Consider the following 16774-nt stretch of genomic DNA (forward strand, 5'->3'; position numbering starts at 1 on the left):
ATGCGGCGCCTCCTCCTGACCGGCCGGGCCGCGGCGGCCTGCGCCGCGCTCCTCTGCCTCGCCGCGGCCCCGGCCGACTCCCCGGTGAACGTCCCCGAGCCGGAGGGCCTCTACGCCGGTCCCCCGAAGGGCTACACGCCGCCGACCCTCAAGGGCGCCGCGGTGGTCGACGCCGACGCCGTCGCCGCCCTGATGGCCGGGCCCGACAAGCCGGTGCTGCTCGACGTGGCGGCGCCGGACCGCAAGCCGTCGAACTTCCCGGAGGGCCGCCTCTGGCTGCCGGTGCATCCGTCGATCCCCGGCGCCGTCTGGATGCCGGAGGCCGGCGCCGAGCCCCTGGCGCCGGCGCGCGAGGCGCTGTTCTACGCCCGCGTCGCGGCCCTGACCGGGGGCGACAAGGCCAAGCCCGTCGTGGTGTTCTGCCACGTCGAGTGCTGGGGCAGCTGGAACGCCGCCAAGCGGCTGGTGCTGAAGGGCTATACCGGCGTGCGCTGGTTCCCGCAGGGGGTCGAGGGCTGGCAGGAGCAGCACGAGACCGCGAACCTGACGGTCGATCCGGACTGGAAGGCGGGTGCCGAGCCGCAAGCGGGGCGCTGACCCGCGGCGCCGGGCCATGTAAGAGAGGCCCGGAACGAGGCTCACGGAGCGGGCGCGCCCGCTCCCGGGCGGGAGAGGGGACCCGCGCCTCGTCCTGGGTGGCCGGAATGAGGTCTGAACCATGTCGCAGGTCGTGCAGTCCCGACGGCTCCGGGCGATCGATATCGGCAAGCGCAAGGCCGAGGGGCGCAAGATCATCGCGCTCACCGCCTACCACGCCCACACGGCCGGCATCGTCGATCCCTATTGCGACTTCATCCTCGTGGGCGATTCCCTCGGCATGGTCATGCACGGGATGGAATCGACGATCCCCGTGACCCTGGAGATGATGATCCTCCAGGCCCAGGCGGTGATCCGCGGCACCGAGAAGGCGCTGGTCGTGGTCGACATGCCGTTCGGCTCCTACGAGGCGAGCCGGGAGCAGGCCTTCCTGAACGCCTCCCGGGTCCTGAAGGAGACCGGCGCCGGCGCGATCAAGATGGAGGGCGGCGCCCATTTCGCCGAGACGGTGGCGTTCCTCGTCCAGCGCGGCGTTCCGGTGATGGGCCATATCGGCCTCACCCCGCAGGCGGTGAACACGATGGGCGGCTTCAAGGTGCAGGGCCGGGGGCCGGACGACGAGCGCCGACTCCTGGAGGATGCCCGCGCCATCTCGGAGGCCGGCGCCTTCGCGATCGTGCTCGAGGGCATCGTCGAGCCGGTGGCGCGGGCGATCGCGTCCTCGCCCCGGGTCACCGCCGCCACGATCGGCATCGGCGCCTCGGCGGTCTGCGACGGGCAGATCCTGGTTCTGGAGGACATGCTCGGGCTGTCCGAGCGCACGCCGAAATTCGTGCGCCAGTTCGGGAGCCTGCGGACCCACATCGAGGACGCCGTGAAGGCCTACGCCGACGAGGTCCGGGCCGGGCGGTTCCCGGCCGACGACCACACCTACGGGTAGGGCAGGGCGGCCCATGAAGTGCGTGATCGGGCCGTGGAGCGCTGCCGCCGCGTGGCCTGTCCGCGCGCTCGCGGTCTGCGCCGCGGTCGCCGGACCGGGAGCGGCGCGGGCACTGGAGAATCCGGCCTCGGCCTTCTGCGCGACGATGGGCGGGCAGTCGATCCTCGCGAAGCTGCCCGACGGCGGCACGATCGGGCTCTGCGCCCTTCCGGGCCGGAAGATCGTCGAGGAATGGACGCTGTACCGGATGCTCCACGGCGTGAAGCCGGCACCCGGCGCCGACCCGTTCCGGTAGCCCGGCCGGCCCGGTCCCCGAACAGTCCTCATCCGTGGCCATCGGGCCGGCGTGAGTGATCTCGGCCGCCCGACGAGGCCACTCTCGTCGTGCGCGCTCTCTCAGGCGGGATCGACGACCCATGCGGCGGGCCCGATCGCGCCGGCGCCGCGTCCGCGCGTGCCTCGCCCTCGGCCTGATCGCGGCCGGGACGGGAGCCGGTCGACCCCGACACGGTCGTCCGGATCGCCTCCCTGACCGAGCCCGTGACCGCGACGGTCGCGGCGGCCCTGGCGGGCGACGCGCTCGACGCCGGCGGGCTCGGCACCCTCGCGCGGCGGGACGGATCGCCGCCGTCACCCCGCGCGCCGCGACGGCAGCCGCAGGCCCGGGGCCGGGCGCTCCAGCAGCACCTCCCGGCGGAAGCGCACCAGCCGCGCCGGCCGGCCGGCGGCGCCGCTGGTGACGCTCTCGGTCTCCTCCACCAGCCCCTGCTGGGCCACGAGGCGCCGGAAATTCTGCTTGTGCAGCTGCGTCCCCGACAGGGCCTCCACGGTCTTCTGCAGCTGCAGCAGGGTGAACTCCGGCGGCATCAGCTCGAACACCACCGGGCGGTACTTGATCTTGCCCCGCAGCCGGCCGATCGCGGTGGCGAGCACCCGCCGGTGGTCGAAGGCCATGGGCACGCCGGTCGGGTCGTTCGGCAGGGCCGGGCCCGGATTGCCCTTCGCCTCCGGGATCAGCCCGGCCTCGAACAGCAGCTCGTAGCGCTCCAGGACGCGCTCCTCGTTCCACGTGCCGCCGTTCATGCCGAAGGTCAGGCCGAGGCGGTCCAGGCGGCGGGTCCGCGCGGCGCAATCCTCGGGCTCGGACGCCCATTCGGCGAGCCGCGCCTCGATGGCGTCGAGCTGGCGCGGGCGCCCCTGCCGGAAATCCTCGTAGGGCAGGTAGCGGTACCAGTTCTGCCACGCGGCCTCGGCGAGCCCCGCCGGCCGCTCCTCGCGGACGAGCGCCAGATAGGCCACCGAGAGCGAGTGCACCCCCGACAGGGTCGCCGTGCCGGAGCGGTCGCGGTCGCCGAAGGTGTAGAGCTGCTCCACGTAGCCGAGGCGCTGGTGCGTCTGCCGCTCCACCCAGGCGCGCAGGCCGCGCTCCAGCGTGGCGTGCTCGGGGACGAGGGGACCGGCCGGCAGGCCGTCGCCGCGGCCGGGCGCCTGGTCCGGGACCCGGATCGTCAGGGCGCGCGGCTCCCCCTTGGTCGCGGCGACGATCACCGCGACGAGGCCTACGGAGGAGCGCTCCGGCGGGGCCTGCCCCCCGCGCGCGTCCGTCTGCGTCGCGGCACCCGTCATCGTTCCTCGACCGTCCGTCCCCCGGGATGCGCCGTAGCGGATCCCGCCTATAGGGGGGCAGGATCGCCGCGCGTCAACGCCGCCGTATGACGGAGCGGGGGGCCCCGTCGACGCACCGCGCGCCGACGGCCGCTTGCCAACGCGGCGAGGCCTGCCCAAACAGGGGCCGGGGCGGGCCGGCACGGGGCCGGCCGAGGCGGATCGAGCGACGACAGCGATGCCAGCGAGCGCGACTTCCCCCGCGAATTCCCCTGCGAATTCCCCTGCGAATTCCCCTGCGAATTCCCCTGCGAATTCCCCTGCGAATTCCCCCGCGCCGTCCTCCGCGGCCGGCAGCCGGGCCGTCGACCTGCGCCTCTACGGGCTCCTCGATGTCGGCGTCTGCGGCGCCGACGGGGCGCGGCTGGCGGAACTCGGCGCGGAGGCGGTGGCGGGAGGCTGCACCCTGCTCCAGTACCGCGAGAAGGACATCGCCGATGCCCGCGCCGCCCTGGCGCGGATCCGGGCGATCCTGGCAGCGGTGGGCGGCCGCGTCCCGGTCCTCGTCAACGACCGCGTCGACCTCGCCCTGGCGGCCGGAGCCGACGGGGTGCATCTCGGCCAGAGCGACCTCCACCCGGCCGACGCGCGCCGGCTCCTGGGGGAGGGCGCGATCATCGGCCTCACCCTGAAGAAGCCCGCCCAGGCCGACGAGCTGTACCGGCTGCCCGTCGACTACGCCTGCATCGGCGGCGTGTTCGCCACCACCAGCAAGGACAACCCCGACCCGCCGGTGGGCCTCGACGGCTTCGCCAGCATCGCCTTCCGCGCCCGCCTCGCCCGTGGGGCCGGCCTGCCGCTCGGCGCCATCGCGGGGATCGGCCTCGACAACGCCGCCGCGGTCGTCGCCGCGGGGGCGGACGGCGTCGCGGTCATCACCGCCCTGTTCGGCGCCGACTCGGTGCGCCAGCGCGCCCACGACCTGCGCGCGCGGATCGACGGCGCCCTGGCGGAGCGGGCCGGCGCCCGATGAGCGGCCCGGCGCCCATCGCGGTCACGATCGCGGGCTCGGATTCCGGCGGCGGTGCCGGCATCCAGGCGGACCTCAAGACCTTCTCGGCGCTGGGCGTCTACGGCGCCAGCGTGATCACGGCCCTGACCGCGCAGAACACGATCGGCGTCCAGGGCATCCACGACGTGCCGGCGGATTTCGTCGCCCGGCAGATCGACAGCGTGTTCGCCGACCTCGCCGTGAAGGCCGTGAAGATCGGCATGCTGTCGCAGACCGCGGTGATCGCGGCGGTCGCCGAAGGCCTGGCGCGGCGCGCCGGAGCGATCCCGGTGGTCCTCGATCCGGTGATGGTCGCCACCAGCGGCGACCGGCTGATCACCGACGCCGCCGTGGCGACGCTGCGCGAGCGGCTGCTGCCCCGGGCCGACCTGATCACCCCCAACCTGCCGGAGGCGGCGGTGCTCCTCGGCGAGCCCGTCGCCGCGGACGCGGCGGCGATCGTGGCCCAGGCGCGCCGGCTGGTCGCCCTCGGCGCCAGGGCGGTGCTGATCAAGGGCGGCCACGGCACGGGGCGGGAGAGCATCGACCACCTCGTGACGGCGGACGGCGCCCTGCGGACCCTGTCGGCGCCGCGGATCGCGACGCGCAACACACACGGCACCGGCTGCACGCTCTCGGCCGCGGTCGCGGCGGGCCTCGCCCAGGGCCTGGCGCTGCCGGAGGCGGTGGCGGAGGCCAAGGCCTACCTCACGGCCGCCCTCGCGGCGGCGGACAGCCTCGCGGTCGGAACGGGGCACGGGCCGGTCCACCACTTCCACGCCGTCTGGTCCTAGGCCGGTCCTGGGCCGGTGCTGGGCCGGTCCTGGGCCGGCGCTTTCCGGTGCGCACGCCGCTGCGCGCGCCGGGCGCCGCCTTGCAACCGGGCGTCGATTGCGTTTGAAGAAGCGCACGATCGTTCGGATAACGGAACGGTGCAGGCGGATCGGGGACGATGCAGGATCAGGCGGAACGGCCCGACCGGGCGCGCGGGCGCGACCTGCTGACCGGGGCGCAGGCGCTCTCCGGCCAGCTCGGCAAGACCATCCAGCGGCTGCGCAAGGCCTACAACCTCTCGCTCTCGGAACTCGCCGAGCAGTCCGGCGTGGCCAAGTCGATCATCAGCCAGATCGAGCGCAACGAGACCAACCCGACGCTGGCGACGATCTGGCGCCTGTCCCAGGCCCTCGACGTGTCGATCGAGCGGGTGCTGGCGGCCGGCGACGAGGAGCCGTTCATCGAGAAGACCTCCCGGGCCGACACGCCGATCCTCGTCTCCGAGGACGGGAAGGTGCGGCTGGCGATCATCGGCTGGCTCAAGACGATCGAGTGGCTGCAATGGTACGAGGTCACGGCCGATCCGGGCGGCGTCCTCGACTCGGACCCGCACCAGCGCGGCTCGGTGGAATCCCTCTCGGTCACCGAGGGCGCGTTCGAGGTCGAGATCGGCGGCGTCGTGCAGCGGGCGCGGGCCGGCGAGACCCTGCGCTACCGCTGTGACCGGCCCCACCTCGTGCGCTGCACGGACGGCCCGGCCCGGGCCACCATGGTGGTGATCATGAAGGCCGCCGTGATGGAGTGAGGCGGCCCGGCCGAGCCCCGGTCAAGCCCCCGGTCAGCGCTCCGGACTGGCGGCGGCGCCCGGCGCGAGGGCGCGCATGCGGTAGTCGCGGGGGCTCAGGCCGTAGCGCTCTTTGAAGCGGCGGGAGAAGTGGGACTGGCTGAGGAAGCCGCAGCCATACGCCAGGGTCCCCAGCGGCATGTGGAGGCAGCCCGGATCGGCCAAGCGCTTGGCGGCCGCCTCGAGCCTGCGGTGCCAGATCCAGTCGGCGATGTGCCGGTCCTGCGCGCGGAACAGCGCCTGCAGCCGGCGCAGGGACACGCCGGCCGCGGCCGCGAGCCGGGGCGGGTCCAGGGTCGGATCGTGGAGATGGGCCTCGAGATAGGCCCGGGCGCGCTGCACCACGACGCTGTCCTGGACGGGCTGCTGCGCCTCCCGCGCGAGCCGCTCCGCGAGGCTGGCGACGATGAGGTCGAGCCCCGTGGAGACCATGCTCTCGGCCACCTGGGGCGTCAGCCGGTCGCCCAGGCTGAGCAGGTTGCCCAGGAACGACCGGGTCAGGGTCGCGGTCGGCAGATCGCCGCCGACAGTCACGCCGGCGAACAGGCGTGCGGAGCCCAGAGCCCCCTCCAGCCGCTCCCGCGGGATCCCGATGGCCAGCACCTCGCTGTAGCCGCCGTGCTCGATCGTCCAGGGTGTATTCGTATCCCGGATCGAGAAGTCGCCGACCCGATCCGTGCTCGACCGATCGTACTGATCCGCGCGGACCTGTCCCGAGAGCACGATGCTCATGAACAGGTGGTCAGTCTTGTGGTTCTCATGGCGAAGCGTGCGCGGCGTCGTGGCCGCCCGCAGGTTGCGCAGCGCGAATTTCGTGAAGACCAGGCCGCCGATACTGGCTCCCTCGATCGTCGCGTGAAACGGATCGTCGTTGAGACGGTCCTGCGCCATCGGAACCAGGCGATCTTCGCAGACGTCTCGCCACAGGCGAAACCTATCCTTCTCCGATACACCTTCGGTTGAGAACAGAGTCTGCATCGCGGCAGCCGTATGACCGCGATTGCTGCGAACCGCAACCGCGCCCCGTCCACGCACGCCGCCGCGGCGCCGCGGGACACGGATTGATCGGCAGGAAATCCCGCGCGCCCACGATGGACCGTCGGGCCCGTCCCATCACCCGTGGCGCCTGTCGGGCCGTGGAGCGGATCCGCACGGCTGGCATTCGGAAGACGTTCCGTCGCGAGCGCCCCGCCCCGGCGGGGGCGTCGGCGCGGGCCGGCCGCGGGGCCTCAGCGCCCGCTGTTCACCCAGCGCACCACGTCGGCCAGCACGACGGTCAGCGCCTGATCGAGGGCGCGGGCGCCGCTGCCGGCATCGATCTTGGACACCGGGACGCGGGCCGTGAAGATCCGCGCTGCCGCGACCCTGCCGGTGCCGTCGGCCACGAGCTTCAGCGACAGGTCGACCACGGCCTCGCCGGTCCCGGACTGCACGTCGAAGGCGCGGATCTCGCTGATCAGCTGGTAATCGGCCACGACCTTGTCGCCGGGCCGGCTCACGGAGCGGAGCCGCCCGGAATTCTCCAGGCTCTGGATGAGCCGCGTCTGGATCAGGCGCGGCAGCCGGTCGGCCCACTGGCCGCCGCCCAGGAAGGACAGGGCGCCGCCGTTCTCGCGGACGATGATCCGGTCGGCCTCGAAGGGCTGGATGCTCACCGGCTCCGAGACCACGATCGAGCGGCCGGCCGCGATCGGCCGCCCCGCGGCCGGCAGCGCCGCGAGGTCGAAGGTGAGGGGCGCCGCGCCGCCGCAGCCGCCCAGGAAGGCGGCGAGCAGCGCGGCGGCGGCGATGTGGGACGAGCGGACCATACGCATGACCTGAGGGACCCCGCCGGCGAACGGCGGAGCTGTATAAGCTATGCGGTTAAAACTAATCCGCCGCGGCATCCGTGCCGTGCGCCGGGACACATCCGCCCGGCGACGCGGCATTTCACCGGCCACCGTTGTATTCAGGCAACGAAGGCTTGCCGCCGAAGATCACCTGGCTCGGGTCGCGCTCCAGGCTGCGCACCGTGCGGTTGAGGGTGCTCAGCGTCCGCTGCCCGTCCCCCGACAGGGCCTCCACCTCCCGGCGGCCGGTGCCGCTCAGCCGGCCGAAATTGGCCGAGATGCTGGCGGTGCGCTTGTCGAGGTTCTCCGACATGGTCCGGAACGCCTTGCCGGCGTCGCGCACCGAGATCGCCGCCGCGCGGATCTCCGCGAAGGTGCTGGAGCCCTCCTGGCCGGAGGCCGAGCCCAGGAAGCTCTCGGCCCCGTTGAGCACGGCGTCGATCTTGTCGGCCGAGGCGCTGAGCTTGCCGGCGAGCAGCCGGGCGTCGTGCAGGCCGGCCTCGATGTCGGGGCTGGCCTTGGACAGGGCGGCCGAGAAGCGGTCGGCGTTGTCGATCACCCGGCCGAGCTTGGCCCCGTCCACGGCCTTGACCAGCGCGGAGATGTTCGGGCCGGCATCGGCCAGCGTCTTCGAGAAGGTCTCGACATTGGCGAGCGACCGGTTGATCGCCCCCTCGTTGGCGGAGACGAGCCGGTCGAGGCGGGCCAGCATGTCGTCGGCCCGCTGCGCCACCTGGCGGGCCAGCGCCATCATGTCCTGCATGTCGGAGGAATCGGCGAAGATCGTCGGCGGCTCGCCGTTGGCCATCGGGGTCAGCACCGGCGCGTCGGCGTTGCCGCCCGACAGGGAGATCACCGAGACGCCGGTGAGCATCGCCGAGTCGAGCCGGGCGCGGGTGTCGGCCCGGAGCGGGGTCGCGGGATCGACCTTGATCGTGGCGAGCACCCGGCGGGGATCCTGCGGGGCGAGGCGGATATCGGTGACCTCGCCGACCTTGATGCCGTTGAAGTTCACGCTCGAGCCGCGCGACAATCCCCCGACCGAGCCGGAGAAGACGATGCGGACGAGCTGGCTGACCTGCCGCGACGAGCCGCCGGAGAGCCACAGCACGGTGCCGAAGCCCGCCAGGATGACGGCGATCGTGAAGGCCCCGATCAGGGCGTAGTTCGCGCGGGTTTCCATGCGCTCAACCTGCGGTTCTGGCCGGCGGAGATCCGGCCGGGCCTGGAGCCCCGGCTCCCGGACGGGAGCAGGGCGGGATCTGGGTGGGGCGGCGACCGGGCACCGGATCAGGCATCGGATCAGCGATCGGATCAGGCATGGGCCGAGGCGCCGCCCGTGGCGATGGTCCGGGCGCGCTTGCCGTGGAAGTACGAGCGCAGCCAGGGATGGTCGCTCGCCAGCATCTCGTCGATCGTGCCGGCGGCGATGATCTGGCCGTCGCCGAGCGCCGCGATGCGGTCGCAGGCGGTGTAGAGGCTGTCGAGGTCGTGGGTGACCATGAACACGGTCAGCCCCAGCGTCTCCTTGAGGGTCGAGACGAGGTCGTCGAACTCGCCCGCGCCGATCGGGTCGAGGCCCGAGGTCGGCTCGTCCAGGAACAGGATCTCGGGATCGAGCGCCAGGGAGCGGGCCAGGGCCGCACGCTTGATCATGCCGCCCGACAGTTCCGAGGGCAGCTTGTCGGCGGCGTCGGGCTTCAGGCCGACCATCTCGATCTTGAGCCGGGCGAACTCGTCGAGCAGGCGCTCGGACAGGTTCAGGTGCTCGCGCATCGGCACCTGGATGTTCTGCTTGACGGTCAGCGCCGAGAACAGGGCGCCCTGCTGGAACAGCACGCCCCAGCGCTGCTCCATCCGGCGCCGCTCGGCGTAGGTCAACGCGTCGACGTCCCGGCCGAACACCTCGATCGTGCCGGCCCGCTTGGGGTTGAGGCCCAGGATCGTCCGGGTCAGCACCGATTTGCCCTGGCCCGAGGGGCCGACGAAGCCCAGGATCTCGCCGGCGCGGATGTCCAGGCTCAGGCCTTTCAGGATGTTGCGGTCGCGGAAGCCGACCACGAGGTCGCGCACGCGGATGATCGGCGCGGGGCCATTCGGCGAGGCGGTCATCGGGGCATCCATCGCGGCGGCCTCAGAAGTCGATCGCGGCGAAGAACACCGCGAACAGGCCGTCGAGGACGATGACCATGAAGATGGACTTCACCACCGACGCGGTGACGTGACGGCCGAGCGATTCCGCGGAGCCCTCGACCGCGAAGCCCTCGATCGTGGCGATCACCCCGATGGTCAGCGCCATGAACGGCGCCTTGATCAGGCCGACCATGACGTGGTGCACGCCCACCGCCGCCTGGAGCCGGACCAGGAACTGGTCGAGGGTCAGGCCGCCGTAGAGCATCGCGGTGAGGCCGCCGCCGGCGAGCGCCGCCAGGTCGCCGATCAGCGTCAGCATCGGCAGGCCGATCATCAGCGCGAGCACCCGGGGCACGATCAGGATCTCGACGGGGTCGAGGCCCATGACCCGGAGCGCGTCGACCTCCTCGCGCATGCGCATGGAGCCGATCTCGGCGGTGATCGCCGAGCCGGAGCGGCCCGCGACCATGATCGAGGTGAGCAGCACGCCCATCTCGCGCAGGATCAGGAGGCCGATCAGGTTGACCACGAAGGTCTGGGCGCCGAAGCGCTGGAGCTGGAAGATGCCCTGCTGGGCGACGATGCCGCCGACGAGGAACGAGATCAGCACGATGATCGGCGTGCCGTTGAGCGCCACCTGCTGGATCTGGTTGATCAGGGCGTTGCCGCGGAACGTGCCGGGCCGCAGGGCGACGCGCCCGCAGGCGGCGATCAATTCGCCCAGGAAGGCGAGGGCGGTGACGAACTCGTGGCCGCCCTGCACGGTGCGGCGGCCGGTGGCGTCGAGCAGGCCGACGACCGGGCCGTGCCGCCGCGGCGGCGGCGCGTCCGGCTCGCGCAGCCGGACCTCGCCCAGCAGAATGTGGTGCTCCGGGCGGGCGCCGAGATAGGTGAGCGCGCTGCCCGCCTGCTCGATCTCGGCGCGGGTCCGCTCCAGGACCCAGGCGCCCAGGGTGTCGAGGCGCTCGATCCCCGACAGGTCGACCGCCACCGGCCCGGCGCGGCCGGCCGCCGCGATGCGCGCGGCCGCGGCCTCGACGGTCGGGGCCTGGTCGGCGGTCCAGCGGCCGTCGAGCGCCAGGCGGCCGTCGGCCGACCGGTCCCGCAGCGCGGCGCCGGCCAAGGCGCCGGGAACACTGCCCTCGCTCAGCAACACCCTTACTCCTCGATCGAGGCACCACCCTGCCCGGCGGTTATGACGACATTACGGTTGACGATCCGTCTCCAACCGCACCCCCAGCGCGCGGCGGGAGGCCAGGGCGAGGCCCAGTCCCGCGGCGGCGAGCGGCGCCATCAGCAGGAAGGCGAGGGGGCCGCCGGCCCGGTAGGCGACGCCGCTCACCAGGGTCGCGACCACCGAGATCCCGGCATTGACCGCGCTGAGGGTGCCCTGCGCCCGGCCCCGCGCGCCGTCGGGGGCGTAGGCCGAGACCGCCGCCATGGCGCCGAGCTGCGTCGCCCCGAAGGTCAGGCCGTGGAGGCACTGGAGCGGCACCAGCGCCGCGAGATGGTCGCCGAGGAGGTACATGCCGATCGCCCGGAGGATCGCCGCGACGGCCCCGGCGCCGAGGAGCCGCACCGGGCTGCGCCAGGCGGCGGGCAGGGCGGGCAGGCCGGCGAACAGGGCGATCTCGGCCAGCACGCCGATCGCCCAGAGCGCGCCGACCCAGGCGGGCGGGATGCCCTGGCCGGTCCAGTAGATGCTGCCGAACCCGTAGATCGCCCCGTGGCTCGCCTGGATCGCGGCCGCCGCGCCGATGCACAGCCAGAGCCTGGGCGGCAGCCGCTTCCGGCCGTCGCCCTCCGCCGACGGCGGCAGGGCCGCCACCGCGCGGCTGCGCCACGCCACCAGCGCCGCGCCGAGGGCGAGGCCGGTCAGGAGCAGCGGCACGGCGAGCCGGCCGCCGAGCGCCGTCAGCAGCACGCCGCCCGCGAGGTTCGCCAGCAGGAACGCGATGGAGCCCGCCATCCGGATCCGCGAGTAGGCGAGGCGGGCATCCCGGCGCACGGCGGCGAGCGTCAGGTAGTCGATGCAGGGCACGAGCGGCGCGCCGGCGACCGCGTTGAGCACGATCAGCCCGGCCAGCAGCGGCCACGCGATCCCGGCCGCGGCGGGCATCAGCGCGTAGGTCAGGCTCAGGGCGAGGCTGCCGAGCAGGATCAGCCGCCGGGGGCCGAGGCCGCGGTCGAGGAGGCTCATCAGCGGCGCCGTGGCGGCGATCCGCGTGGCGATCGGCAGGGCGAGGAGGACGCCGATCACCCGGGCATCCAGCCCCAGGGCGTCGAGCCACAGGGGCATGAACGGCATCGCGATGCCGATCTCGGTGAACACCACGGCGTAGAGCAGCGACAGGCGCGCCGGGCCGGACGGGCGGGGCAAGGCGGGTCTCGACGAGCGGGGAGGGGGCGGAGGCGGAGCCGGGAGGGCGTCCGTAAGCCCCCGTTAAAGGGCCTCTGTCAAATTCCCGGGGATCGGTGCGCACCGGGGCGGGCCGCCGCCGCGCCCGCATCGAGCGTCCAGAGAGGCCCATGTTCGGTTCCGTCAACCCGAGCGCGCACGCGTCGGCCGAGTACGAGGCGATCGAGGCGACGATCAGCGCCAGCGAGCGCGGCCGCTGGTTCCTCGCCGAGTATGCCCGGCGCAACCGGGGTGCCGAGACCGAGGTGCTGCTCGGGGCGATCGCGCGGCTGGAGCGGAGCGTCACCGCCGACCGCGGGCAGGAGGCCTTCGGGCACCTGCGCGGCAACCTCCTCGACATGGCCGACGCGATCAGCCGGACCAAGGGCGAGATCGCGGCGCTCAACGCCCCGAACGGCGACGAGACCCGTCTGACACAGGCGTCCCTCGCTCTCGACGCCATCGTGCGCGAGACCGAGCAGGCGACCTCCGACATCCTCAGCGCCGCCGAGTCGATCCAGGAGGCGGCCTGGACCCTGCGCGAGCGCGGGGCCGACGCGCAGGCCTGCGACGCCCTCGACCGCCACGCGACCGCGATCTACACGGCCTGCTCCTTCCAGGACCTGACCGCGCAGCGCACCGCCCGGATCGTCTACACCCTGCGCTACCTGGAGGACCGGGTCTCCGCGATGATCGCCATCTGGGGCGAGGACGCGGTGCGGGTGCCGCCCCACCGGGGCGCGCGGCCGGACGGCGAGCCGGCCGACCTGAACCAGAGCGACATCGACCGCTACATCGCCATGGACGTGCCGGCCGTCACCGTGGCGGCCCTGGTGGCCCGCCCCGGCAGCCCGGCGCTGCACGAGGACCTGGTGTTCCTGCCGGTCCAGGCGGAGGCCCGGGCGCCGGAGACCGAGCCCGCGGCCGAGATGCCGGCCGGGCTGGCCGGCGCCTCGCCATCCGCGCCTGAGCCGGTGGCCGAGACGGACGGCGACGTCGAACCGGTCGAGGCGGCCGGGCTCGCGGACGCGTCGGACACGGACCTGGGCACCGCGCTGGCGGACGGATCGGAGGCCGCACCTGCGGCCGACCCTGAATCTGGCGCGACGACCGATCTGGAGGCCGACGGGGCGGTCGATTTCGGGCCCCTCCCGGAGGACGGCCCGGAGATGGTGCCGGAGCCGGCCCCGGAGGTCGCCTCCCCGCCCGCCGCCGCGACGTTCGCCGAGGCCACGCCGGAGCCCGACGCCGCGACCGGAGCGGTCGAGGAGGATCTCGCGCAGGACATCGCGCAGGACATCGCGCAGGACATGGCGGAGGACATGGCGGGGGACTTGGCCGACCTCACCTGGGGCGAAACCGTCGCGGCGGCCCCGGAGCCGGCGATGCCGCCGGAGGAGCCGGCCCTGAGCTTCGCCGAGATCGACGCGCTGACGCCGGAGCAGCGGCTCGCGCTGTTCGCCTGACAGGCTCCGACCGGGCCTCGGCGCCGACGCCGCGCGGCGGGGCGGTTCGACAGGCGCGCCACGGCGCGGACCCTGCTATCAGGGGCGCCCCCGGCAACCCCGAGCACGCGCATCCGTGGCCCTGCACCTGATCAAGCTCTGCGTCGGCCCCGCCACCATCGCCGACCTCGAGGCCCGGCAGGCCCGGTTCCGGGAGGAGGCGCTCCGGGACGGCCGGCAAGCGGCCCCGTTCCACGTCACCCGCACCCTGCCCAAGCGCCACCGGGAGATCACCGGCCACGGTTCGATCTACTGGGTGATCCGCGGGACGCTGTCCTGCCGGCAGGCGATCACCGCGATCGAGCCGCTCACCGGGGAGGACGGCATCCCGCGCTGCCGCCTGGTCTTCGATCCCCGGCTCGTCCCGGTGGCGCCCCGGCCCTACCGGCCGTTCCAGGGCTGGCGCTACCTCACGGCGCGCGACGCGCCGGCCGATCTCGGGGCCGAGGCTTCCGGGGACCTCGCCGAGATGCCCGAGGCCCTGCGGCGCGAACTGGTCGGCCTCGGCCTGCTGTGAGGGCGGGGCGGCGCCCGCGCCGCCCGGTCCCGCGCGCAACGTCAGGATGCGGGGGCGGGTGCGACGGATCTCGTCGTCCCCGGCGTGTGCCCCGCCGGCGCCGCGAACGGCCCCGGCGGGATCGGTCCTACGCCCCGTCGAAGCGCCCGCTGGCATGGGCCAGCATGGTGTAGACCTTGCCGGTCTCCGAGGTCAGGTAGGCGTCGGTGCGCTTGGCGTCGCTGTCGTTCTTGACCACGTCGCCGAGCAGGCGCTCGAACTCGCTGACGTAGCGGTCGACGCTGCGGCGGAACTCCGCGTCGGTCCTGTAGCGGCGCTGGATCTCCGCGAAGGTCGCCCGGCCCTGCGGCGTGTAGATCCGCGGGTCGAACAGGTTCGGCTCACCCCGGCGGTACCGCTCCCACAGGTCGACCGCGGTCCGGTGCTCGATCATCTTGGCGATGTCGGTCGAGATCGTGTCGAGGGCGATCCGCCCGGTCTCGGCGGCCGCCACCGCGGGGCGGCGGGCCGGCGCCGCGGGCGCCGGGGCGGCGGCCGGCGCGTCGGTCGCCGGCTCCTCGTCGTCGTCCAGCGAGGCGCGGGTCAGCAGGTCCGACAGCCAGCCGCGCTTGTCGCCGGCCTGCGCCGGGCGGGCGGGCGCGGCCGGGCGCGCCTCGATCTTGGCCGCGGCGGCGCGGGGCGTCGGCGCGGGGGCCGGCAGGGCCGGAGCCGCGGGGGCCACCGTCGGCATCGACGGTGCGGGCGCGGGGGCCGCGGCGGTCGGCGCCGCCGCGACGGCCCGGCCGCCACCCTCCGCGACCCGGCGCTGGGCCTGCGGCTGGGCGACGTCGACCGAGCGGCCGGAGCGGGAGACCAGGGACGACAGCTCGTTGAGGGCCTTGATCTGGTCCGCCACCACCCGGCGCATCTCGCCGGTGGCGTCCTGCGTCTCGCGCGGCAGCTCGAGGACGCCCTTGGCGAGCTCGGCGCGGGTCGCGTCGAGTTCGCCGCGGATCGAGCCCGCCATCTCGCGCAGGGCCGAGAAGGAGTCGCCGAAGCTGGCCTGGGCCTCCTGGAAGCCGCTGCGCATCTCGCGGGCCGCCTCCTCGATGACCTGCCGGACGCCCTGGGCGGCCTTCTCGCCCTCGGCGCTGGCGCTGTCCTTCAGGTCGGCGAAGGCGCTCGTCACCGAGGCCCCGGCCCCCTGGGCCGACTGGGCCAGGGACTCGCCGACGCTGCGGGCGCGCTCCTCGGCGGCGCGCAGGGTCTGCTCGATGGTCTGCGCCAGGGCGGTGCCGTTCTGCTCCAGGGCCGCGGCCCGGGCCTCGAACGCGGCCAGCGCCTCGGTCAGCTTGGTCTCGCGGCCCGACAGGGCCGAGTCGAGCCGCTCCTCGATGGCCGCCAGGGAGGCCGCGGCCCGGTCGAGGGCCGCGACGTGCGCGGCGGTCTGCTCCCCGAGCGAGCGGCCGCGGCCGTCGAGGGTCTCGGCGAGGCGCGAGGCCTCGCTGAGCGCCCCGTCGGCGGCGCCGCGCAGGGCCTCGACCTGGGCCGACACGCCGGCGCTGGCGCGGCCGGTCTCGGCGGCGATGCGCTCCAGCGCCCCCTGGACCTGCTCGATCCGGCCGGCGAGACCCTGCTCGATCGCGCCGAGATTGGTGTCGGCGCCGGCCACGAGGTCGGTCAGCGCCGTGTTGGCGGCCTCGATCCGCTGGAGCAGCGCGCCGAGCTCGCGGCCCATCCGGTCGTTGGTCTCGAACAGCTCGGAGAGGGTGCGGCCGGCACCGTCCTCGACGGCGGCGCGCAGCAGCTCGGCCGAGGCCCGCGACTGCACGGCCAGCTCCTCGGTCCGCTCCCGCAGGCTCTCGGCCAGGGGCACGCCGGTCTCGGCGAGCGTCCGCTCGATCGCCTCGGCGCGGTCCGACAGCGCCCGCGACAGGTCCATCATCGGCCCGTCGATGGCGCCGCGCAGGCGCTCGACATGGCCTTCCAGGCTGTCGCCGACGGCGCGGCCGCTGCCCTCGACGCTCGCGAGCAGCGCGCCGCCGCGCTCCTCGATGGCGCGCACGAGGGTCTCGGCGCTCTCGGCGAGACGGCGGGACAGGGCCTCGCCGCGGGCATCCACCAGGGCGCCGAGCGCCGTGGCGCGGCGCTCGAACCCCGCCCCGAGGGCCTCGGTGCGGGCGTCGATCAGGCCGGCGAGCGCGGCCTCGCGGCGGCTGAGCGTCTCGGCCAGCGCCGCGTTGTGGGCGTCGACCTGCTCGGCATGGGCGCGGGCCCGCTCGTCGAGGGCGGCGACCAGGGCCGCCGTGCGCTCGTCCATGAGGCCCGCGAAGGCCTCGTGGCGGTCGTCGAAGGCGGTGGCCAGGGTGTCGGCCCGCTGCGCCACCAGGGTCGCGAACAGCCGCATGCGGCTGTCGATGCGCTGCGTGAAGGCGTCGGCGCGGGCGTCGACGCCGCGGGCCAGGGCCTCGCTCTGCGCCTCGACGGCCTGCGCCAGGGCCGCGGTGCGGCCCTCGACCACGCCGTCCAGGGCGCGCAGCCGGGCGTCGAAGGTCTCCACGAGGGTGCCGGTCCGGTCCTCGACGGCGCCGTCCAGGGCGCG

General features: G+C 74.3%; 15 protein-coding genes and 1 pseudogene. 8 read left to right on the forward strand and 8 right to left on the reverse strand.

All coding sequences use genetic code 11. From position 1 onward, the window contains the following. The 3 genes from ACTJK8_RS07050 (at position 1) to ACTJK8_RS07060 (ending at position 1832) form a co-directional block, all read left to right on the forward strand. On the forward strand, positions 1 to 597 hold the full coding sequence (locus ACTJK8_RS07050; protein WP_012318942.1) for a rhodanese-like domain-containing protein: 597 nt from the start codon (positions 1 to 3) through the stop codon (positions 595 to 597). A 121-nt stretch (positions 598 to 718) separates the two neighbouring features. Further along, entirely contained in the window at positions 719 to 1537 is an 819-nt protein-coding gene (panB, locus tag ACTJK8_RS07055) for a 3-methyl-2-oxobutanoate hydroxymethyltransferase (RefSeq protein ID WP_012318941.1), read from the forward strand. A 13-nt stretch (positions 1538 to 1550) separates the two neighbouring features. Next, positions 1551 to 1832 (forward strand): DUF333 domain-containing protein, encoded by a 282-nt coding sequence (locus tag ACTJK8_RS07060; RefSeq protein WP_127991125.1) that lies wholly within the window; start codon positions 1551 to 1553, stop codon positions 1830 to 1832. A 335-nt stretch (positions 1833 to 2167) separates the two neighbouring features. Here the strand turns inward: ACTJK8_RS07060 and ACTJK8_RS07065 are convergent, their stop codons facing one another. Then, complete coding sequence (locus ACTJK8_RS07065) at positions 2168 to 3163, reverse strand: NUDIX hydrolase (RefSeq protein ID WP_012318939.1); 996 nt, start codon at positions 3161 to 3163, stop codon at positions 2168 to 2170. Positions 3164 to 3380: 217 nt separating this feature from the next. Between ACTJK8_RS07065 and thiE the strand changes: the two genes are divergently transcribed. From thiE to ACTJK8_RS07080, 3 genes are all read left to right on the forward strand, one after another. Continuing rightward, the gene (gene thiE / locus ACTJK8_RS07070; RefSeq protein WP_440761743.1) at positions 3381 to 4175 is read left to right on the forward strand and encodes a thiamine phosphate synthase; all 795 of its coding nucleotides are present in this window, start codon (positions 3381 to 3383) and stop codon (positions 4173 to 4175) included. Beyond that, on the forward strand, positions 4172 to 4987 hold the full coding sequence (thiD, locus tag ACTJK8_RS07075) for a bifunctional hydroxymethylpyrimidine kinase/phosphomethylpyrimidine kinase (RefSeq protein ID WP_012318937.1): 816 nt from the start codon (positions 4172 to 4174) through the stop codon (positions 4985 to 4987). The genes thiE and thiD overlap by 4 nt, the downstream gene beginning before the upstream one ends. Before the next feature lie 158 nt (positions 4988 to 5145). Continuing rightward, positions 5146 to 5772, forward strand: coding sequence for a helix-turn-helix domain-containing protein (locus ACTJK8_RS07080; protein ID WP_012318936.1), 627 nt, complete (start codon positions 5146 to 5148; stop codon positions 5770 to 5772). A gap of 33 nt (positions 5773 to 5805) precedes the next feature. On the opposite strand, the gene ACTJK8_RS07085 is transcribed toward ACTJK8_RS07080, so the two are convergent. From ACTJK8_RS07085 to ACTJK8_RS07110, 6 genes are all read right to left on the reverse strand, one after another. After that, a complete protein-coding gene (locus ACTJK8_RS07085) occupies positions 5806 to 6789 on the reverse strand; it encodes a helix-turn-helix domain-containing protein (RefSeq protein ID WP_012318935.1) in 984 nt (327 codons plus the stop codon). Positions 6790 to 7040: 251 nt separating this feature from the next. Continuing rightward, positions 7041 to 7619 carry an ABC-type transport auxiliary lipoprotein family protein gene (locus tag ACTJK8_RS07090; protein ID WP_024830276.1) on the reverse strand — a complete coding sequence of 193 codons (579 nt, stop codon included), beginning with the start codon at positions 7617 to 7619 and terminating at the stop codon, positions 7041 to 7043. 121 nt (positions 7620 to 7740) lie between these two features. Further along, positions 7741 to 8823 (reverse strand): MlaD family protein, encoded by a 1083-nt coding sequence (locus tag ACTJK8_RS07095; protein ID WP_012318933.1) that lies wholly within the window; start codon positions 8821 to 8823, stop codon positions 7741 to 7743. 131 nt (positions 8824 to 8954) lie between these two features. Beyond that, positions 8955 to 9764 (reverse strand): ABC transporter ATP-binding protein, encoded by an 810-nt coding sequence (locus ACTJK8_RS07100; RefSeq protein ID WP_012318932.1) that lies wholly within the window; start codon positions 9762 to 9764, stop codon positions 8955 to 8957. A 10-nt stretch (positions 9765 to 9774) separates the two neighbouring features. Then, on the reverse strand, positions 9775 to 10929 hold the full coding sequence (locus ACTJK8_RS07105) for an ABC transporter permease (protein WP_440761744.1): 1155 nt from the start codon (positions 10927 to 10929) through the stop codon (positions 9775 to 9777). A 48-nt stretch (positions 10930 to 10977) separates the two neighbouring features. Next, positions 10978 to 12153: an MFS transporter gene (locus tag ACTJK8_RS07110; protein ID WP_012318930.1), complete on the reverse strand. Its 1176-nt coding sequence runs from the start codon at positions 12151 to 12153 to the stop codon at positions 10978 to 10980. A 149-nt stretch (positions 12154 to 12302) separates the two neighbouring features. Here ACTJK8_RS07110 and ACTJK8_RS07115 point away from each other — a divergent pair, with 149 nt between their 5' ends. Next, positions 12303 to 13637, forward strand: a complete 1335-nt coding sequence (locus tag ACTJK8_RS07115; RefSeq protein WP_440761745.1) for a hypothetical protein — start codon at positions 12303 to 12305, stop codon at positions 13635 to 13637. A 115-nt stretch (positions 13638 to 13752) separates the two neighbouring features. After that, positions 13753 to 14193 (forward strand): DUF1489 family protein, encoded by a 441-nt coding sequence (locus ACTJK8_RS07120; protein WP_012318928.1) that lies wholly within the window; start codon positions 13753 to 13755, stop codon positions 14191 to 14193. Between the two features lie 127 nt (positions 14194 to 14320). Here the strand turns inward: ACTJK8_RS07120 and ACTJK8_RS07125 are convergent. Further along, positions 14321 to 16774: pseudogene (locus ACTJK8_RS07125) on the reverse strand (hypothetical protein); the annotation flags it as partial.

It is taken from the genome of Methylobacterium sp. 22177, assembly GCF_052045615.1.
Taxonomy (GTDB): Bacteria; Pseudomonadota; Alphaproteobacteria; order Rhizobiales; family Beijerinckiaceae; genus Methylobacterium; species Methylobacterium radiotolerans.

Excerpts from the sequence above, each read along its gene's own strand:
- ACTJK8_RS07050 (WP_012318942.1), top strand. The coding sequence starts at position 1 with ATGCGGCGCCTCCTCCTGACCGGCCGGGCCGCGGCGGCCTGCGCCGCG.
- panB (WP_012318941.1), top strand. The coding sequence starts at position 719 with ATGTCGCAGGTCGTGCAGTCCCGACGGCTCCGGGCGATCGATATCGGC.
- ACTJK8_RS07060 (WP_127991125.1), top strand. The coding sequence starts at position 1,551 with ATGAAGTGCGTGATCGGGCCGTGGAGCGCTGCCGCCGCGTGGCCTGTC.
- ACTJK8_RS07065 (WP_012318939.1), bottom strand. The coding sequence starts at position 3,163 with ATGACGGGTGCCGCGACGCAGACGGACGCGCGCGGGGGGCAGGCCCCG.
- thiE (WP_440761743.1), top strand. The coding sequence starts at position 3,381 with ATGCCAGCGAGCGCGACTTCCCCCGCGAATTCCCCTGCGAATTCCCCT.
- thiD (WP_012318937.1), top strand. The coding sequence starts at position 4,172 with ATGAGCGGCCCGGCGCCCATCGCGGTCACGATCGCGGGCTCGGATTCC.
- ACTJK8_RS07080 (WP_012318936.1), top strand. The coding sequence starts at position 5,146 with ATGCAGGATCAGGCGGAACGGCCCGACCGGGCGCGCGGGCGCGACCTG.
- ACTJK8_RS07085 (WP_012318935.1), bottom strand. The coding sequence starts at position 6,789 with ATGCAGACTCTGTTCTCAACCGAAGGTGTATCGGAGAAGGATAGGTTT.
- ACTJK8_RS07090 (WP_024830276.1), bottom strand. The coding sequence starts at position 7,619 with ATGGTCCGCTCGTCCCACATCGCCGCCGCCGCGCTGCTCGCCGCCTTC.
- ACTJK8_RS07095 (WP_012318933.1), bottom strand. The coding sequence starts at position 8,823 with ATGGAAACCCGCGCGAACTACGCCCTGATCGGGGCCTTCACGATCGCC.
- ACTJK8_RS07100 (WP_012318932.1), bottom strand. The coding sequence starts at position 9,764 with ATGGATGCCCCGATGACCGCCTCGCCGAATGGCCCCGCGCCGATCATC.
- ACTJK8_RS07115 (WP_440761745.1), top strand. The coding sequence starts at position 12,303 with ATGTTCGGTTCCGTCAACCCGAGCGCGCACGCGTCGGCCGAGTACGAG.